The following is a 15,641-nucleotide window of genomic DNA, read 5'->3' on the forward strand; positions in this document are numbered from 1 at the left end:
ATATCAAGAGTAATGAAAGGGTGCAATTTCCCCTGTCTGCGATCCGGGATTAGGCATTTATGTCGTTTTGATTAAATGCTTATGCACAATGCCGTTGGCAACGCACTGGGTTTAGGCCGAATTTGTGGATCTGTTCTCATTTGTCCGCAAATACCTGTTTTTTCGATTTTTTATGCGGGTGTATAAAAAATGAACAGTATGGATTTTGCCCTGAAACCGGCGTGGATATTGGATCCACGATAATTCCATCAACAGAGTTATCCACAGGTCGGGTGTGTTTAAGCGCGTTCGGCCAGGAGCAGGAAATTGCGTGGCGTGAGCGGGGTTTCGCAGAAGGTGCCGACGCGGACACTGTAGCCCTGCTCGGCGAGGAAAAGTGCCCGGTCAAGAACTAGCCAAAGTTCTAGCGGGCGTCGGAAAAGTCCACGTAGTAGTTCAAGGTTGCGCACTTCGGCCAGTCGCTGCCAGCCGGCGGCTTCGAGGGCTCGCCAATCTTGCGGGCCGATTGTGGATAACTCTTTGAGTGCGGCCAGGTGTTGGCAGTAATCGGCGAAGGGTTTGTCCAGCCAGGCGCTGGGCAGGGAAGGGGTTGGCAGGTACTCGTCCAGGCCGCGCAGTTGCCGTTGCAGCAAGTCGAAGCCCAGGCGCCGGGCCATGGAGGTGTCGCGTTGACGTCGCACGCGGGCGCCGGCAGTAACGGTTTCACTCATGGGCAATGCGAGGTCGTCGAGGGAAAGCTGTAAGTCGGAGCCTTTGGCCGCCGAGGAAATCGGCGAGTATTGGGCAAGACTGATCCGGTTGTAGCAGCACGGCGCAATGGCGAGTTGTTTACAGCCTGTGGCGCTGGCGAGTTGAATCAGCCGCACATGCAAATCACCGCAGGCGTGAAGCGCGACAGGTGTGTGATGCGCGCTCAATAAACTAGCTGCGTCTGCCGCAAGCACATCCTGTTCGATATGCAGCGCATGCAGGTGATGGCGCTGGCTGAGCGCCTGGCCGCTGGATACCAGTGCCGGGTCGTATTCCAGGCATGTCAGTTGTTGGCCTGGTTGCAACAGGCGGCGGCCCAAATGCCCTTTGCCTGAGCACCAGTCCAGCCAATGCTGCGGTGCCTCGGAAAACTGCAATCGGCTGGCGAACGCTTCGATCTGCTGCCATTTACGCCCCGGTACATCGACGTTCAGTCGATGGCCGGCCGCTTCGAGCGTGTGTGCGGGCAATTCATCCACGGCACTCAAGGCCACGGACATTGTTGCCAAGGAAGCAAAGGGTTCCGGTGCATTCAGGAGGGCGGGTTGGTTGTGAGTGTTTTCCGCGTCTTCCAGCGTTCGCTCACGTAGCCATGTGGCCAGCTCCGGGTAGGACGCTTCCCAGGGTAGCTGTAGGTGAGTGAACGGCCGGGGTTTCCACAGTGCTTGATGCGCTGTCAGAAAAGCATCCAGCGCGGTGAAACGGGCGAGCAGGGCCTCGCCCGTCAATACGCAATCCTCAACGCCCTTGGCAGGCATCGACGCGCAACCAGCGCTCCAGCAGCTTGAAACCGCGCACCAGCACGTAAGCCATTACCAGGTAGAACATGCCCGCGGCGAAGAAGATCTCCACTGGCAGGTAGGTCCGGGCAATGATGGTGCGGGCCATGCCGGTCAGTTCCAGCAGGGTCACGGTGCTGGCCAGGGCGCTGGCCTTGAGCATCAGGATCACTTCGTTGCTGTAGGCCGGCAGGCCGATGCGCGCGGCGCGCGGCAGGATGATGTAGAACAGGGCTTTGGGTCTGGACATGCCCAGCGCCCGTGCCGCCTCGATCTCGCCCGGTGGAATCGCCTGAATGGCGCCCCGCAGGATTTCCGCAATGTAGGCCGCGGTGTGCAGGGTCATGGTCGCCGTGGCGCACCAGAACGGATCGCGCAGGTACGGCCACATCGAACTGTTACGAACCGCGTCGAACTGCGCTAGGCCGTAGTAGACCAGGAACAGTTGAACCAGCAACGGCGTACCACGGAAAAAGAAGATGTAGCCGTAGGGAAATGCCCGTACCCACCACAGGCGCGACGAGCGGGCGATGCCCAGTGGAATGGCCAGTAGCAAACCGGCGATCACGGCGATGGCCACCAGTTCCAGGGTCAGGGTTGCGCCCTGGGCCAGTTTCGGCAGCCACTTGATGATGACTTCCCAGTTCATTGGGTGCTCCTCGCGAAGCCGCGAGCGGCGCGTTTTTCCAGGAAATGCATGCCGGTCATCGCCAGTACCGTCAGGCTCAGGTACATGAACGCGGCCACCATATAGAAGGTGAACGGTTGCTTGGAGACGGTCACGCCGATTTGCGCATGACGCATGATTTCTTCCAGGCCGATCACCGACACCAGCGCGGTGTCTTTCATCAGGATCATGAACAGGTTGCCAAGGCCGGGCAGGGCGATGCGCCACATCTGCGGCATGATCAGCTTGGTGAAAATCCGCCATTTCGACAGGCCCAGGGCCACGCCGGCTTCGCGATGGCCTTTGGGAATGGCGAGGATCGCGCCGCGAAACACTTCCGTGGCGTAGGCGCCGAAACACAGGCCCAGTGCAATCACACCGGCGGCGAAGGCGTTGAGTTCAAGGTCGGGGTTGCCGAAGAACTCGCCCAGGGCGCGCATCAGGTTGACCGTGCCGAAGTAGATCAACAACACCCAGAGCAATTCCGGGATGCCGCGAACCAGGGTCGAATAAGTACCGCCAAGCCATTGCAGCGGCTTGTACGGGGAAGTCTTGGCCAAGGCGCCGAGCAGACCGAGCACCAGCCCCAGGCACAGGGCCGAGAGTGCCAGTTTCACAGTCATCAGCGCGCCAGCGGCGAGCGCCGGGCCGAATCCGTAGAGGTCGATAATCATGGATTTCTTTTCAAATCGCGGCAGGCAAGGCCGAGAACCGGCGCCATCAGGCGCCGGTCAGGCAGGTCAGTATCAATAGATGCTGAACGGGAAGTACTTGTCGTTGATCTTTTTATAGGTGCCGTCAGCGACGATTTCTTTCAGGGCGGTGTTCAGCTTCACGCGGATCGGGTCGTTCTTGCGAACGGCGATACCGATCTTGTCGCTTTCTTCCACCGGGTCGCCCTTAAAGTCGTACGCACGGCCGGCGTCGCTTTTCAGCCACTCGTAGTTGACGTACTTGTCGGCCAGGATGCCATCCAGGCGACCCGAAATCAGGTCCAGGTAAGCGTTTTCCTGGGTGTCATAGAGTTTGACTTCGACGCCGTCCATGTTGTCTTCCAGCCATGTGCCGGCCAGGGTCGCGCGTTGGGCGCCGATCACCTTGCCTTGCAACGAAGCCTTGTCGGTTTTGAAGTCGACGTTTTTCGGCGCGATGAACTGCAGCTTGTTGGAGTAGTACGGGTCGGTGAAGTCCACCGCTTGTTTGCGCTCGTCGGTGATCGACATCGAGGAGATCAGGAAGTCGAACTTCTTGGCGTTCAGGGCCGGGATGATGCCGTCCCAGTCGGAGGTCACGACGGTGCACTCGACTTTCATCTTGGCGCACAGGGCGTCGCCGATCTCTTTGTCGAAGCCGACGACATTGCCACTGGCATCTTTATTGTTGAACGGTGGGTAAGCCGCTTCGATGCCCATCTTCAGGGTTTCTGCCATGGCACCGGCGCTGAACGCCAGGGTGACGGCGGCAGCCAGGAAGACCTTTTTGTAGTTCTGCATGTGGATAGCTCCGTTAGCGGTTGCTGGACATGAATTGTTTGCAGCGCGCCGAAAGCGGGTTTTCGAACACCTGCTGTGGCGATCCTTGCTCTTCTACCAGGCCCTGGTGGAGGAACACCACTTCGCTGGAGACCTGACGGGCGAAGCCCATTTCGTGGGTCACGAGCAGCATGGTGCGGCCTTCTTCGGCCAGCGCGCGGATGACATTAAGTACTTCCTGGACCATTTCCGGGTCAAGCGCCGAGGTGGGCTCGTCGAACAGGATGACCTTGGGCTGCATGGCCAGGGTGCGGGCAATGGCCGCGCGTTGTTGCTGGCCGCCGGACAACTGTGCCGGGTAGGCATGGCGCTTGTCGGCGATGCCGACCTTGGCCAGCAGGGCTTCGGCCACTTCGATGGCTTCGGCCTTGCTCTGGCCGAGCACGCGGCGCGGGGCTTCGATGATGTTGTCGAGCACGCTCATGTGCGGCCACAGATTAAAGTTTTGAAACACAAAACCGATTTCGCTGCGCAGGCGGTTGATCTGCTTGCCGTCGGCGGCCACCAGTTCACCGTTCTTCGCGGCCTTGAGCTTGAGTTCTTCGCCGGCGACCAGGATCTGGCCCTGGTGCGGGTTTTCCAGCAGGTTGATGCACCGCAGGAACGTGGACTTGCCGGAGCCGGAGGAACCCAGGATCGAGATCACATCGCCGTCGCGGGCGGTCAGCGAGATGCCTTTGAGCACCTCCAGCGAACCGTAGCGTTTGTGCAAGTTGCGGATTTCAAGCGCGGGCGTGGCCTCAGCCATGTGCGTTCCTCATAAATGTTGCGCTCCTGCTGTTGGCGGCCTTCCTGGCGAGGCGGCCAACCTAGCATAGCGTTTCAATGGCAGCCAACAGCGCTACGGACAGTAAACGGCTGGTGTGTGGCAGGTTGTCGCATCGGCGCAGCAGACTGTCGCCCCATCAACAACCGAACAGCCGTTTGAACCTTGCCTGTCGATGAAAAGCGCGGTGGCTGCCGCAAAAAAAGGCGCGATGTTGCCAGCTTTGACAGGGTGTTGGAAGCGCTATCCGGCCAAATGCACCGCTTGTGCACTTTTAATGTGCGCGGAGCCATTTTCAGGTGTGTTTCCAGTGCGCGGATTCACCCCGAAAAGTGGGTGGCAGGGTAACGTTCTGGCGAAGTGCCATTAAATTCAATGGGTTGCGATGACTGTCCGGTCTGTTGGAATCGCCGGGATAGAAGGATTTGAAATATTTTGGCGCAATTATTGCGTGCAGAATCCAGAACGCCCTGTTGGCTTCTTTTTACGAGAAGGTTCGCCGAACGGGATGCACGCATTCGCTTCTCCTTACAAAGGTAGTTTTAATGAGCAGTACCCAAAGCTCTAATGGCCTCGAACAGGGGCTCAAACCGCGCCACGTGACCATGCTGTCGATTGCCGGGGTTATCGGCGCCGGCTTGTTCGTTGGCTCGGGTCACGCCATCGCCGCTGCAGGTCCGGCTGTTCTGTTGGCTTACGCCGCCGCCGGCATGTTGGTGGTGCTGGTGATGCGCATGCTCGGCGAAATGGCCGTTGCCTCGCCGGACACCGGTTCATTTTCGACTTACGCCGACCGCGCAATCGGTCACTGGGCCGGTTTCACCATCGGCTGGCTCTACTGGTGGTTCTGGGTGCTGGTGATTCCGCTGGAAGCCAACGCCGCCGCGACCATCCTGCATGCCTGGTTCCCTGGCGTGGACATCTGGGCTTTCGCCCTGGTCATCACGATGCTGTTGACCGTAACCAACCTGTTCAGCGTAAAGAACTACGGTGAGTTCGAGTTCTGGTTCGCCCTGATCAAAGTGCTGGCCATCATCGGTTTCATCGTGCTGGGTCTCATGGCGATCTTCGGCTTCCTGCCGGGCAGCCAGGTCAGCGGCGTTTCCCATCTGTTCGACACCCAGGGCTTCCTGCCAAACGGTATGGGCGCGGTGTTGGGCGCGATTCTGACCACCATGTTCTCCTTCATGGGCACCGAGATCGTGACCATCGCGGCCGCGGAATCGAAGAACCCTGGCAAGCAAATATCCAAGGCCACCAATTCGGTCATCTGGCGGATCGGCTTGTTCTACCTCGTGTCGATCTTCATCGTTGTGGCCCTGGTGCCCTGGAACGATCCGGTACTGGCAAGCCTCGGTTCCTACCAGACTGTGCTTGAGCGCATGGGCATCCCGAATGCCAAGATGATCGTCGACATCGTGGTACTGGTTGCTGTGACCAGCTGCCTGAACTCGGCGCTCTACACGTCGTCGCGGATGTTGTTCTCCCTGGGCAAGCGCGGCGATGCGCCGGCGATGTCCACGCGCACCAACAAAAGTGGCACGCCTTACTGGGCTGTGATGTTGTCCACTGGCGCCGCGTTCCTGGCAACCTTCGCCAACTACGTAGCCCCGGCTGCGGTGTTCGAATTCCTGCTGGCCAGCTCCGGCGCGATCGCGCTGCTGGTGTACCTGGTGATTGCGATTTCGCAACTGCGCATGCGTAAGCAGCGTATAGCGCGCGGCGAGAAAATCGCCTTCAGCATGTGGCTGTTCCCGGGCCTGACCTACGCGGTGATCGTCTTCATCGTCGCGGCCCTGACCATCATGCTGTTCCAGGAAGCCCATCGCGTGGAAATTCTTGCGACCGGCTTGCTCAGTGCTCTGGTGGTAGCGGCCGGTTTGCTGGTGGCTCGCCGTCGCAAACTGGAAAAGCGTGGCGCGGTGGTGCTGAACTGATTCACACCGCGTAATGCAAAACGGCCGCTGTCAGTGATGACAAGCGGCCGTTTTTGTTTCTGTCGATTGCTCGGTGTTCATTCGACATGAACCCAGTCTTCTACGCGTAACCCCGGAACGTGCTCGAATTCCCGCAGGTTGTTGGTGACCACGATAAACCCGCGTGAGCGTGCGTGCCCGGCAATCATCTGGTCGTACGGGCCTATGGGTGTGCCTGCCTTTGCCAGTTCGGATCGGATCATGCCGGTGTGTGCTGCTGCTTCGTTGTCGAAAGGCAGGACTTCAAGTCGGGCGGCGAAACCCTCGATGACCTCCAGGTTTTTTTCGGGGGCTGCTGATTTTTCCGCGCCGTAAATCAGTTCCATCAGCGTGACCGCACTGATGCACAGTTGACCGTGATGACGGTTGAATGCCTCCCGTACCATCTGTGGTTTGTTCTTGATGGTGAAGATGCAGATGTTGGTATCGAGCATGTACTTGATCATCAGAACGACTCACGCTCCTGATCGGCAGGTTGCTCGCGATCGGTCATGAAGTCTGCCGTGATGCTTGCGCCATCGAACCAGCTGTCCCAGGTTTCACCGGCGGGCGTGATGATTCGGCTTCGACCGACGGCGACGACGTCGACTCGTTTCACGTCGCTTGGCATGGCTACAGCTTTCGGCAGGCGAACGGCCTGGCTTCGATTGCTCATGAAAAGGGTTGTCTGTTCCATTTGGACCTCCTGCGCTTTTACTGGCGCGATGAGTCCAAAGGATAGGTTTTGTGTTGGATATGTCAATGGGATATACGTGGTGCCTGACGGAAGGAAAGTGCTCGATTCAGATCCAAAAAAAGGCCGCTGTCAGTGATAACAAGCGACCGTTTTTGTTTGCGTCGTAACCCTTACTCGGCTTTTTCTTCCGATACTTCCAGCGACTCGCGGTAGACATCCAGTGCAGCGCTGAAATCGGCAATGAACTGCGGCTCGCTCAGCCATGCCTGGGCGGCGTCGCGGTCCATGCCGTCGGCCCACATGCGGTAGTCGATCAGCATGTCCGCGGCCAGGTGGGTGGCGGCCATGCCTTCGTCGTCGGCGTTTTCCATGTCCAGCAGTTCTGGATGGTCGATGATGATAAAGGCCAGGTTCGTCAGCAGTACCGAGAGCATTTCGCTGCGGCTGACAGCTTCCGCATCGCGCATTTTACTGAACATCGCCAGGGTGTATTCCGGGATCGGCTCGTCGAGGTGGCCAAGGTCATCGTCCAGCGCGGCGGGTTTGCGACCGTGGATATTGATCTGCTTGGCTTTTGCTTTTGCGCGCTTGGCGCGTTTCTGTTGCTTGTTCAGGGAGGCCATGGGAGCTCAGTTCGGTTTCTGTTGGGTTTGCGCGGCAATGGCGTCGGACGCCGCCACGTAGTCGGCCTGAAAGGCCGGTGATTCGATCCACGCCAGGGCGCCGGCTTCGTCGGTTTCGGTCGACCATTGGCGATATTCGATCAGGGCAGCGATGATGAAGTCTGTCGCTGTTTCCTCACCTTCCTGCTCCAGTACCAGTGCGATGAGCGGATGTTCCAGAAAGGCCGCGCACATGGCCTGCTGGCTGATCTTTTGTGCGTCGATCATCTCTTTGAACATGTCGGTCAGGTCCACCGACTCGAAGTCGATGCGATCGTCGTTCGGGTCCAGTTCCACCGGCGCGGCAGCCCGCTGGGTGCGGTTCTGCTTGGCCTTGGCCTTGGCACGGGAGGCGCGTTTTTGCTGCTTGTTGGCGGAGGCCATGGGCGTCGTTCCGTATTCGTTGAAAGGGCAATTGACTTAGCTGCGTGGTACTCGCCGCCCGGGGGTATCAGGGGGCAGTTCGCCGTTTTGCAGCCAGGCCAATGCAATGGGCCATAGTGTGGCTTGGTATGCGCTGCGAAAAAAGGCGAAATGTCCGACTTCTTCTTCGCCGATGTCTTCGGGATGGATACGCAGGTGTGAATTTGTGCTGCCGGTGAAGTAGCCGAGCAGGCGTTCGATGGCCGGAATTGTGCCGTAGGGATCGTCGCTGATGCTGATGGCCAGGGTTTGCGCGGTGACACCGGCAAAGGGCAGTTGCCCGGCGGTTTTGCTGATTGTGCGGCTGCTGGAGCGCTTCTCGAAGCGGGCAGTGGAGAAGCTCCAGTCACGGACCACGCCGGCGGGTGTGTCTTCCAGCCAGCCAAGGCGTTTGCCCGGGAAGTAGCCGTAGATCATCGTCACCAGTGGCATCAGCACATGCCACTTGGCGAACATGCGCCAGCGATGGGCCGGCGCATAGTCGCGCCAGTAGGCGAATTGCGCACCCACCGTCACCAGGCGCCGGATCAGGTGCCCGGACGCTCCCAGGCCCGCGGCACAGCCGCCAAAGCTGTGGCCGACCACATCGACAGGCTGCCCGGGGAACTCACGCTGGGCGCGCTTGAGCATCGCCTCGAAATCCAGCGTTCCCCAATCGGTCCACGAGGCTCGAAGCCCCTTGAGCGATGCCGGCCGCGATTCGCCGATGCCGCGGTAGTCATAGGTGATGACGTCGAAGCCGTGGGCGAACAGGTAGTCGGCGAAGCGCGAGTAATGGCGGCAACGGACCGAGGTGGCGGCATTGATGATCACCACCGGACGAGTGGCGTCCTGAGAGGCGTGTCGCCAGGTGAAGCCACCGAGGATGAAACCGTCCGAGGCGGTTTCCTTGAACGATTTGCCGGGGGTGGTATCCGGCAGCGGCGACTCGATGCGAGTGGGGGCCAGTGGAGGCGTGTCCTGCAAATTCATCAGCGTCAGTCCTTTGCGGGTAGCTGCCAACGATAGTCCTGATGCCGTTGATGAACAATCCGTTCGCCTCAACGCGGTTGTTGATCGAGCAGTCGTTCTTCAAGTGCCGCACGCTCCCGATCCAGCTCATTGCGGAGTTCCTCCTCACTCGGCAGGACAAGCCTGTACTTGCTGGCGAACAGTTGCTCGTTTCCTTCGAGCACCGAGTAACGCACCACGGATTCATCCTTTTGCGCACAGAGTATGATGCCGACAGTGGGGCCGTCTTCCACGCCGCGTTTCAGGTCGTCGTACATGCGCACGTACATGTCCATCTGCCCCACATCCTGATGGGTCAGTTCACCGCGCTTGATATCGAAGATGACGAAGCACTTGAGCAAGTAGTTGTAGAACACCAGGTCGATGTAGAAGTCTTTGCTGTCGGTACTGATGCGTTGCTGGCGGGCAATGAATGCGAAGCCCTTTCCCAGCTCCAGCAAGAAGCCCTGCAATTGTTCGATCAGCGCTTGTTCGATCTCGCTTTCCTGAAGCTTGCCGGCATTGGGTAAGCCAAGAAACTCCAGTACCACCGGATCACGGATGAAATCCCGAGGGCTGGCCTTGATGTTCTGAATGTGGGTGGCAGCCTCCTGTTTGACGGCGCCACGATCGCGGCTCGCCAGCAGGCGTTCGTAGTACAGCGTATTGATCTGGCGTTCCAGGGCGCGGCTTGACCAGTTTTGGGTGGCTGATTCGTTCATGTACCAGAGACGAGCGCTGTCGTTGTCGACCCGAAGCAGGCGGCGGTAGTGTGTCCAGCTCAATTCGTGACGCAGTGCGTCACGAATTGGAAAGGCTTGATAGAACAGACGCATATACCGAAGGTTGGAAGCGTCAAATCCCTTTCCGAACTCCGCAGTTAGCACTTTGGCCAAGGTCGACAGTAACTCTTTGCCATACCTGGCCCGCCGAGCCCCTTCCTGCTCGAACTCGACAATATGTCGTCCGATCTGCCAACAGGTCTGCACTTGAACGGTATCGACCGCCCGAAGCACCTTCTGACGTGCCTGATGGATCAATTTGCCAAGGTTGCCAAGCAGTGATGCCAGATGTGGGGGGTGAGGGTTGTCATGAAGTCTTCCGCAGCAGGTTGAACAGCGAAAGAGAATGACAAGTGAGCCCCCTTCGAAGATGCCGGGTGTTACTGAGAAACAGGCAGGAAATACCGGGTTCTCAGGCAGGACGGGTCTAAATCCGGGCGAGGGCTGAGGAACAAATGGCGTAGTACGTTTCGTACTCAGGCCAAATCAATCTAAACCCCTCCCTCCGGCTGGAAATCCAAAGAGTGTAACGATTGGGTTCTGCAGAACCCGGGAGTCGTCATCATGAAATACCTCCATACACTCCTGTTGCCCCTCACCGCTGTAGGCGTGCTGATGTTTTCTGCGATGTCACCTGCCGCCAGCCTTGAGCCCATCGACGGCCAGGGGGTGCAGGTGCAAAGCCAGGAACAAAACGGCATCACCTACCTGTCGGGCGGTATCGGCGAGGATGAGTCCAAGGCCATCCAGCAGACCACCGGCTATAACCTGCACATGACGTTCTCTGTCGGGACGGGAAATGAATACACCTCTGACGTGAATGTAGTTATTCAGAAGGCCCCGGGGCAGACCGTGCTGACGCTCGATGACGCCGGTCCGCTGGTTTACGTGAAACTGCCTGCCGGTAAATACACGGTCATTGCCACGCGTAACGGCGAAACGCGGAAGGATGTTGCCGATATTGGCAGTGGCGCAGCCCGTAATCTGGTATTCCACTGGAATGATGCGAGCTAGCGAAAGGCTGCATTCAGTCAGTCGTCAAGTCCGCAAGCAGCCGTTTTTCAATGGCTGCTTGTGGAACGCACTGCGCTAGGTATTTCGGTTTGCCAAAGCGCGGTGGATGGTTTGCTGAACAATCACCTGGGGGGGAGGAGTTAGCGGATGCTACGGATGTTGCCTTTGTTACCTTTTACCGTGACGGAAACTTTTTTGAAGATGAAGTAGTTTTCTTCGTTCACTTCGTAGCGAGGGGCGACGATCAGGTCGGCGCCGGAAGACTTGACCGCTTTATAGGCTGCTGCCGACTTGACTGCGCTGACGGGATCCAGGCCCAGGCTGCCCAGGCCGCCACTCTGACCACCGTAGCTGACGCCGTCCGCAAACTGGGAGTCGCCACCAAACTTGAAGACGCCGAACAGGACGTTGACCGAAGACTGGCCGGAGATGGTGTCACCGACAGCGATGTCCGCTTTCAGGTCGGCTTTGACGGTGCTGTCGATCGGCGAAGAAGGCTGGCTGTTGTTGTAGCTGACGCAGCCGCTTGCTGTGGCGATGATTGTCGACAGGGCGAGAAACTTCAAAAGCGTATTCAAGAAATGCTTCCTTACTTTGAAACGTTGAATGCAGGCAGATTTGCTGCTGCATAAGTTTCACCTTGTAAGGGAGGGCACTCGATCAGGCGTGTCCCAAAGTGACGTAAGAAGAGGGGGGGACGATTGGTAGGACCCTGGCGTAGCGTATGTAGGAATTTTCAGTGGCGATAGGCTTGGACAAATCGCGGGCATAAAAAAACCCTGAATCTTGCGATTCAGGGTTTTCGGTATTTGGTGCCCAGAGACGGAATCGAACCGCCGACACGGGGATTTTCAATCCCCTGCTCTACCGACTGAGCTATCTGGGCAACGGGGCGCATTAAACGGGTTTTTCAGGGGGTCGTCAAGCAAGTTTTCAAAAAAAATTTAATTATTACCGTCGCTTACGTTCCGACCCCCGATAAATCGGGGTTATTCCGACGGCGGCACGTAGCCTTCGGCCTTGGCGTAATCCTCGCCGGAGAAGTACTTGTCCATCTCGCCCTGAAGATATTTGCGATCTTCGGCGTTCATCATGTTCAGGCGTTTTTCGTTGATCAGCAGGGTCTGGTGCTTCTGCCAGTCGGCCCAGGCCTTTTGCGAGACGTGGTCAAAAATGTCCTGGCCTTTGGCGCCCGGGAAGGGAGCGCGCTCCAGGCCTGGCAATTCTTCTTTGTACTTGCGGCACATGATGGTGCGGGTCATGACGACTCTCCTGCGTTCAATACGGCGGCCGCGCGTTCGAGCAAGGTTTTGACCGGGGCGGCAAGGCCCAGGCGCGGCGGGGTGGCGAGGTTATACCAGAGCCAGTCGGCCTCGGCCACGTGATGGCCGGACTCCTGGACCTGAACCAGCCAGGGTTCGATGGATAACTGAAAATGGCTGAAGGTGTGCACCAGGCTTGGCAATGCCTGTTGAGTGCCCAGTTCCAGCGAGTGCTGCGATGCCAGGTGCGGCAGGTCGTCGAGGTCGTCGAGTTCCGGCAGGCTCCACAAACCGCCCCACAGGCCCGTGGACGGGCGACGGTAAAGCAGGATCGCGCCGTCGTTGTTGGCGAGCATCGGCATCAACGTGCGTTTCTGCGGGATGGCCTTGCGTGGCTTGGGGATCGGATAGCGGGTTTCCAGGCCGAGCATGTGCGCTTCACAGCCCTTTTCCAGCGGGCACAGCAGGCAACTCGGCTTGCTGCGGGTGCAGAGCGTGGCGCCCAGGTCCATCATTGCCTGGGTGTAGGCGTTGACCCGATCGTGCGGCGTAAAACGCTCAGCGTTCGCCCAGAGCTGTTTGGCGACCTTGGGCTCGCCGGGGTAGCCCTCTTGTGCGGTAAATCGCGCCAGCACCCGTTTGACGTTGCCGTCGAGGATCGGCGCGCGCAGGCCCATGCTGATGCTGGCAATGGCGCCGGCGGTGGACAGGCCGATCCCCGGCAGATCAGTGAGTTTTTCCACGTCTCGGGGGAATTGGCCGCCGTACTGCTCGACGACGATCTTCGCGGTCTTCTGCAAATTGCGTGCGCGGGTGTAGTAACCCAGGCCCGTCCACAGGTGCAGCACTTCGTCTTCCGGTGCCGCCGCCAGGGCTTCGACCGTCGGCAACGAGGCCATGAAACGGTCGAAGTAATTCAGCACGGTGCTGACCTGGGTCTGCTGCAGCATGATTTCCGAGACCCACACCCGATACGGGTTGATGTCTTGCTGCCAGGGTAAATCGTGTCGGCCGTGGCGGTCGAACCAGTCCAGCACCGCCATTGAAAACTGCTCGGCTCTCATCGCTTGAACAGCTCCTTGAGCGCGTCTTTCAGTTTCGGGTCGACCTTGTCGCCCCATTTCTCGTCGATTTTTTCGCTGATCCTGTCGCCAGCCAGTTTGGACGCGACCTGGCTCATGCGGTCGTTATCCAAACGGCAAGCCTTGGCGCCCAGCTCCAAAGGGCCGCGGCAGCGCAGTGGCCACTCGATGCCGACAAACTTGTCGCCGACCTGACAGGCCGGGTCCGGCATGGCGCTGGTGTCGCCTTCGACGATGATGCCGACGCGGTAGTCCATGCCCAGCACTCGCAGATCGATGTCACCGTCACCGTTGACGGTCATGCCCGGGATGCGCGCTTTCAGGTCCGGATTGCTGGCCACGCCGTTACGCAAGGTCAGGTTGCCCTTGAGCTCCTGGAACGGTGTGTCCTTGCCCCGCGGCTCACCGTTGAGGGTTTTTCGGTTGAGCGTGGCGATGCCTTTGCACAGCTGTTGCTCGAGGTTGGCGTTGAGCAGCACGCCATTGTTGATGACGAAACTGGCGTTGCCGTTGAGGGTTTCGATCAACGCTTTCTGGCTGTTGCCGTTGCCGGTCAGGCTGCTGTTGAGCGTGACCAGACCTTTGACTGGCGGGTTCTTGCCCTGGCTTTCGAGAATTTTTTCTGCCGGTACACCGCTGATCTTCGTCTGCAGATTCAGTGCCGGCACGGGTTGGCGCACATCGAGCGTGCCGGTAGTCTCGAAGTTGCCCTCGTACAGGTCGCCACGCAGGTTGGCCAGCGTCAGCAGGCCGCCCTGGCCGGTGGCCTTGAGCGCCGCGTTATGGATCGGCAATTTTTTCAGGGTCAACTGGCCGAAGGTCAGGTCGGCGTCCACATCGAGCTTGCTCAAGCGTTCCACGGGCAACAGGCGCTCGCTGCTCCAGGCGTCCTTGGTCGGCGCGGGTGGCAACGGAGTGCTGCCGGCGCCAGCCATGGCATCGGCTTCGGTGCTGGCGACTTCGGCCTGACGCACTTGTGTTGCGCTATTGGCTTCGGCGGACTTCGGCGGCAGGTAACGGTCGACGTTGAAGGTGTCGGCCTTGAGCGCTGCACGTAGCGATTGTTTTGCGAAGTCTTCGACGGCAATGCGGCCGCTGAAGGTGCTGTCGTCGACTTTCAGGTTGATGTCGTCGAGCGTCAGGCTGGTGGGTGTTGCCGCCAGACGGCTGACAAGCTCGACCTTGCTCAGGCTGCCTTCGGCCATGGCCGGGAGTTTCTGGCCGATACTGTCGACGAATTTCGCCAGGTCGAACTGGGCGATCGAGATGCCGCCGCTGACTTGCGGGGTCTTGTCGAGGTCGTTGACCTTCAGTTCACCCAGTGCCCGCAACTGGTTGGCGGAGATCTTGATGCCGGTCCATTCGGCGACATTGGCGGCCTTGTCCAGCACCAACTGGCCCTGGGCGGAGAAGGTCATGGTCTTGCCTTGCAACGGGTCGCCGGTCACTTCACCGGACAGCTTCATGTCTTCTAGCTGATAGCGCTGCAGTGCGCGTGCGATGCGCACCTCACCGTTGAGCTCGGTACGCACTCGCAGTGCCGGCTGGTTGGCTGACAGGAATGCCGTGAGCTTGAGTGGAATGTTGACGGAGTCGTGAACCGCACCGGTGCTCAACTGGATGCTTTCGGCGCTGAAGCTCTTGCCGGTTTTTTCGTCGCTGTATTCGACCCGTGCGTTGTTCACGGTCAGGCTGTCGATGTCCAGGCGGATCGGCTGCGGCGGTTTTTCGGCCGCGACGCTGGTCGCGGGTGCAGGTTCACTCTCCGCGGGCGCAGTACTTGTCGTGTCGGTGCTGGCCGCTGCCGGCACCTTGCCGACGTCTTGCCAATTGCCGTGGCCGTCCTTGTCGCGGTTCAGGCGCAGGTTCAGGCCTTCGACGCGCACATCGCTCATTTGCACTTCACGGCGCAGCAGCGGCAGTACGCGCACCGACAGACCCAGCATTTGCAGGTCGGCGAACGGTTCGGCCGGCTTGACCAGGGTCGCCACACTGGCGTCGTGCAGCTCCAGGCCCAGCCACGGGAACAGGCTCCAGCCGATATCGCCATTGAGCGTCAGCTCGATGTGGGCCTTGTCGCGGGCAATCTGGCGAATCTCGTCTTTGTAGTCGTTGGGATCGAAGAGGTGGGTCAGGGCAAAGCCCAGCGCCACAATGATCAGCAACAGCCCGAGAAGTACCAGACCCAGGATTTTGCCGAACGCTTTCATGGGCGAGTCCTTGTAGTTAATCGAATTCAAAATTTAGCCGAGGAGTATAGCGCCCCCGAACAGACGACCG

17 protein-coding genes and 1 tRNA gene are annotated in these 15,641 nt (G+C 59.1%); 2 read left to right on the plus strand and 16 right to left on the minus strand.

Features of this window, described 5'->3' with window-relative positions:
• Positions 1 to 278 precede the first annotated feature (278 nt).
• The 5 genes from BSF44_RS03425 to BSF44_RS03445 form a co-directional block, all read right to left on the minus strand.
• Positions 279 to 1,508 carry a methyltransferase gene (locus tag BSF44_RS03425; RefSeq protein ID WP_095942287.1) on the minus strand — a complete coding sequence of 410 codons (1,230 nt, stop codon included), beginning with the start codon at positions 1,506 to 1,508 and terminating at the stop codon, positions 279 to 281.
• Positions 1,489 to 2,178, minus strand: a complete 690-nt coding sequence (locus tag BSF44_RS03430) for an ABC transporter permease (RefSeq protein ID WP_056725836.1) — start codon at positions 2,176 to 2,178, stop codon at positions 1,489 to 1,491. The genes BSF44_RS03425 and BSF44_RS03430 overlap by 20 nt, the downstream gene beginning before the upstream one ends.
• A complete protein-coding gene (locus BSF44_RS03435; RefSeq protein ID WP_057712425.1) occupies positions 2,175 to 2,870 on the minus strand; it encodes an ABC transporter permease in 696 nt (231 codons plus the stop codon). The genes BSF44_RS03430 and BSF44_RS03435 overlap by 4 nt, the downstream gene beginning before the upstream one ends.
• Positions 2,871 to 2,942: 72 nt before the next feature.
• Positions 2,943 to 3,689: an ABC transporter substrate-binding protein gene (locus BSF44_RS03440; protein ID WP_095942288.1), complete on the minus strand. Its 747-nt coding sequence runs from the start codon at positions 3,687 to 3,689 to the stop codon at positions 2,943 to 2,945.
• A 13-nt stretch (positions 3,690 to 3,702) separates the two neighbouring features.
• Positions 3,703 to 4,476, minus strand: a complete 774-nt coding sequence (locus BSF44_RS03445) for an ABC transporter ATP-binding protein (protein WP_007972784.1) — start codon at positions 4,474 to 4,476, stop codon at positions 3,703 to 3,705.
• Between the two features lie 563 nt (positions 4,477 to 5,039).
• Here BSF44_RS03445 and gabP point away from each other — a divergent pair.
• Positions 5,040 to 6,431 carry a GABA permease gene (gene gabP / locus BSF44_RS03450; RefSeq protein ID WP_057712424.1) on the plus strand — a complete coding sequence of 464 codons (1,392 nt, stop codon included), beginning with the start codon at positions 5,040 to 5,042 and terminating at the stop codon, positions 6,429 to 6,431.
• Positions 6,432 to 6,508: 77 nt separating this feature from the next.
• Here the strand turns inward: gabP and vapC are convergent, their stop codons facing one another.
• The 6 genes from vapC to BSF44_RS03480 all read right to left on the minus strand — a co-directional run bounded on the left by vapC (position 6,509) and on the right by BSF44_RS03480 (position 10,351).
• Complete coding sequence (gene vapC, locus BSF44_RS03455) at positions 6,509 to 6,916, minus strand: tRNA(fMet)-specific endonuclease VapC (RefSeq protein ID WP_095942289.1); 408 nt, start codon at positions 6,914 to 6,916, stop codon at positions 6,509 to 6,511.
• Positions 6,916 to 7,146, minus strand: a complete 231-nt coding sequence (gene vapB / locus BSF44_RS03460; RefSeq protein ID WP_095942290.1) for a type II toxin-antitoxin system VapB family antitoxin — start codon at positions 7,144 to 7,146, stop codon at positions 6,916 to 6,918. Before vapB ends, vapC begins: the two co-directional genes overlap by 1 nt.
• Positions 7,147 to 7,316: 170 nt before the next feature.
• Positions 7,317 to 7,769, minus strand: coding sequence for a hypothetical protein (locus BSF44_RS03465; RefSeq protein WP_095942291.1), 453 nt, complete (start codon positions 7,767 to 7,769; stop codon positions 7,317 to 7,319).
• Positions 7,770 to 7,775: 6 nt separating this feature from the next.
• The gene (locus BSF44_RS03470) at positions 7,776 to 8,192 is read right to left on the minus strand and encodes a hypothetical protein (RefSeq protein WP_095942292.1); all 417 of its coding nucleotides are present in this window, start codon (positions 8,190 to 8,192) and stop codon (positions 7,776 to 7,778) included.
• Positions 8,193 to 8,228: 36 nt separating this feature from the next.
• Positions 8,229 to 9,203 (minus strand): alpha/beta fold hydrolase, encoded by a 975-nt coding sequence (locus BSF44_RS03475; protein ID WP_095942293.1) that lies wholly within the window; start codon positions 9,201 to 9,203, stop codon positions 8,229 to 8,231.
• Between the two features lie 68 nt (positions 9,204 to 9,271).
• The gene (locus tag BSF44_RS03480; protein ID WP_371918214.1) at positions 9,272 to 10,351 is read right to left on the minus strand and encodes a YhcG family protein; all 1,080 of its coding nucleotides are present in this window, start codon (positions 10,349 to 10,351) and stop codon (positions 9,272 to 9,274) included.
• A 216-nt stretch (positions 10,352 to 10,567) separates the two neighbouring features.
• Here BSF44_RS03480 and BSF44_RS03485 point away from each other — a divergent pair, with 216 nt between their 5' ends.
• Positions 10,568 to 11,017, plus strand: coding sequence for a hypothetical protein (locus tag BSF44_RS03485; RefSeq protein WP_095942295.1), 450 nt, complete (start codon positions 10,568 to 10,570; stop codon positions 11,015 to 11,017).
• Between the two features lie 140 nt (positions 11,018 to 11,157).
• Here BSF44_RS03485 and BSF44_RS03490 read toward each other — a convergent pair whose 3' ends face one another.
• The 5 genes from BSF44_RS03490 to BSF44_RS03510 all read right to left on the minus strand — a co-directional run bounded on the left by BSF44_RS03490 (position 11,158) and on the right by BSF44_RS03510 (position 15,571).
• Positions 11,158 to 11,595 carry a hypothetical protein gene (locus BSF44_RS03490; RefSeq protein WP_095942296.1) on the minus strand — a complete coding sequence of 146 codons (438 nt, stop codon included), beginning with the start codon at positions 11,593 to 11,595 and terminating at the stop codon, positions 11,158 to 11,160.
• Between the two features lie 232 nt (positions 11,596 to 11,827).
• Positions 11,828 to 11,903: transfer RNA gene (locus BSF44_RS03495), tRNA-Phe, on the minus strand.
• A 103-nt stretch (positions 11,904 to 12,006) separates the two neighbouring features.
• Positions 12,007 to 12,279 carry an oxidative damage protection protein gene (locus BSF44_RS03500; RefSeq protein ID WP_007989188.1) on the minus strand — a complete coding sequence of 91 codons (273 nt, stop codon included), beginning with the start codon at positions 12,277 to 12,279 and terminating at the stop codon, positions 12,007 to 12,009.
• Complete coding sequence (mutY, locus tag BSF44_RS03505) at positions 12,276 to 13,343, minus strand: A/G-specific adenine glycosylase (protein WP_095942297.1); 1,068 nt, start codon at positions 13,341 to 13,343, stop codon at positions 12,276 to 12,278. The genes BSF44_RS03500 and mutY overlap by 4 nt, the downstream gene beginning before the upstream one ends.
• Positions 13,340 to 15,571 (minus strand): AsmA family protein, encoded by a 2,232-nt coding sequence (locus BSF44_RS03510; protein ID WP_095942298.1) that lies wholly within the window; start codon positions 15,569 to 15,571, stop codon positions 13,340 to 13,342. Before BSF44_RS03510 ends, mutY begins: the two co-directional genes overlap by 4 nt.
• Between the last annotated feature and the right edge of the window lie 70 nt (positions 15,572 to 15,641).

This window comes from Pseudomonas sp. ACN8, assembly GCF_002303925.1.
Taxonomy (GTDB): Bacteria; Pseudomonadota; Gammaproteobacteria; order Pseudomonadales; family Pseudomonadaceae; genus Aquipseudomonas.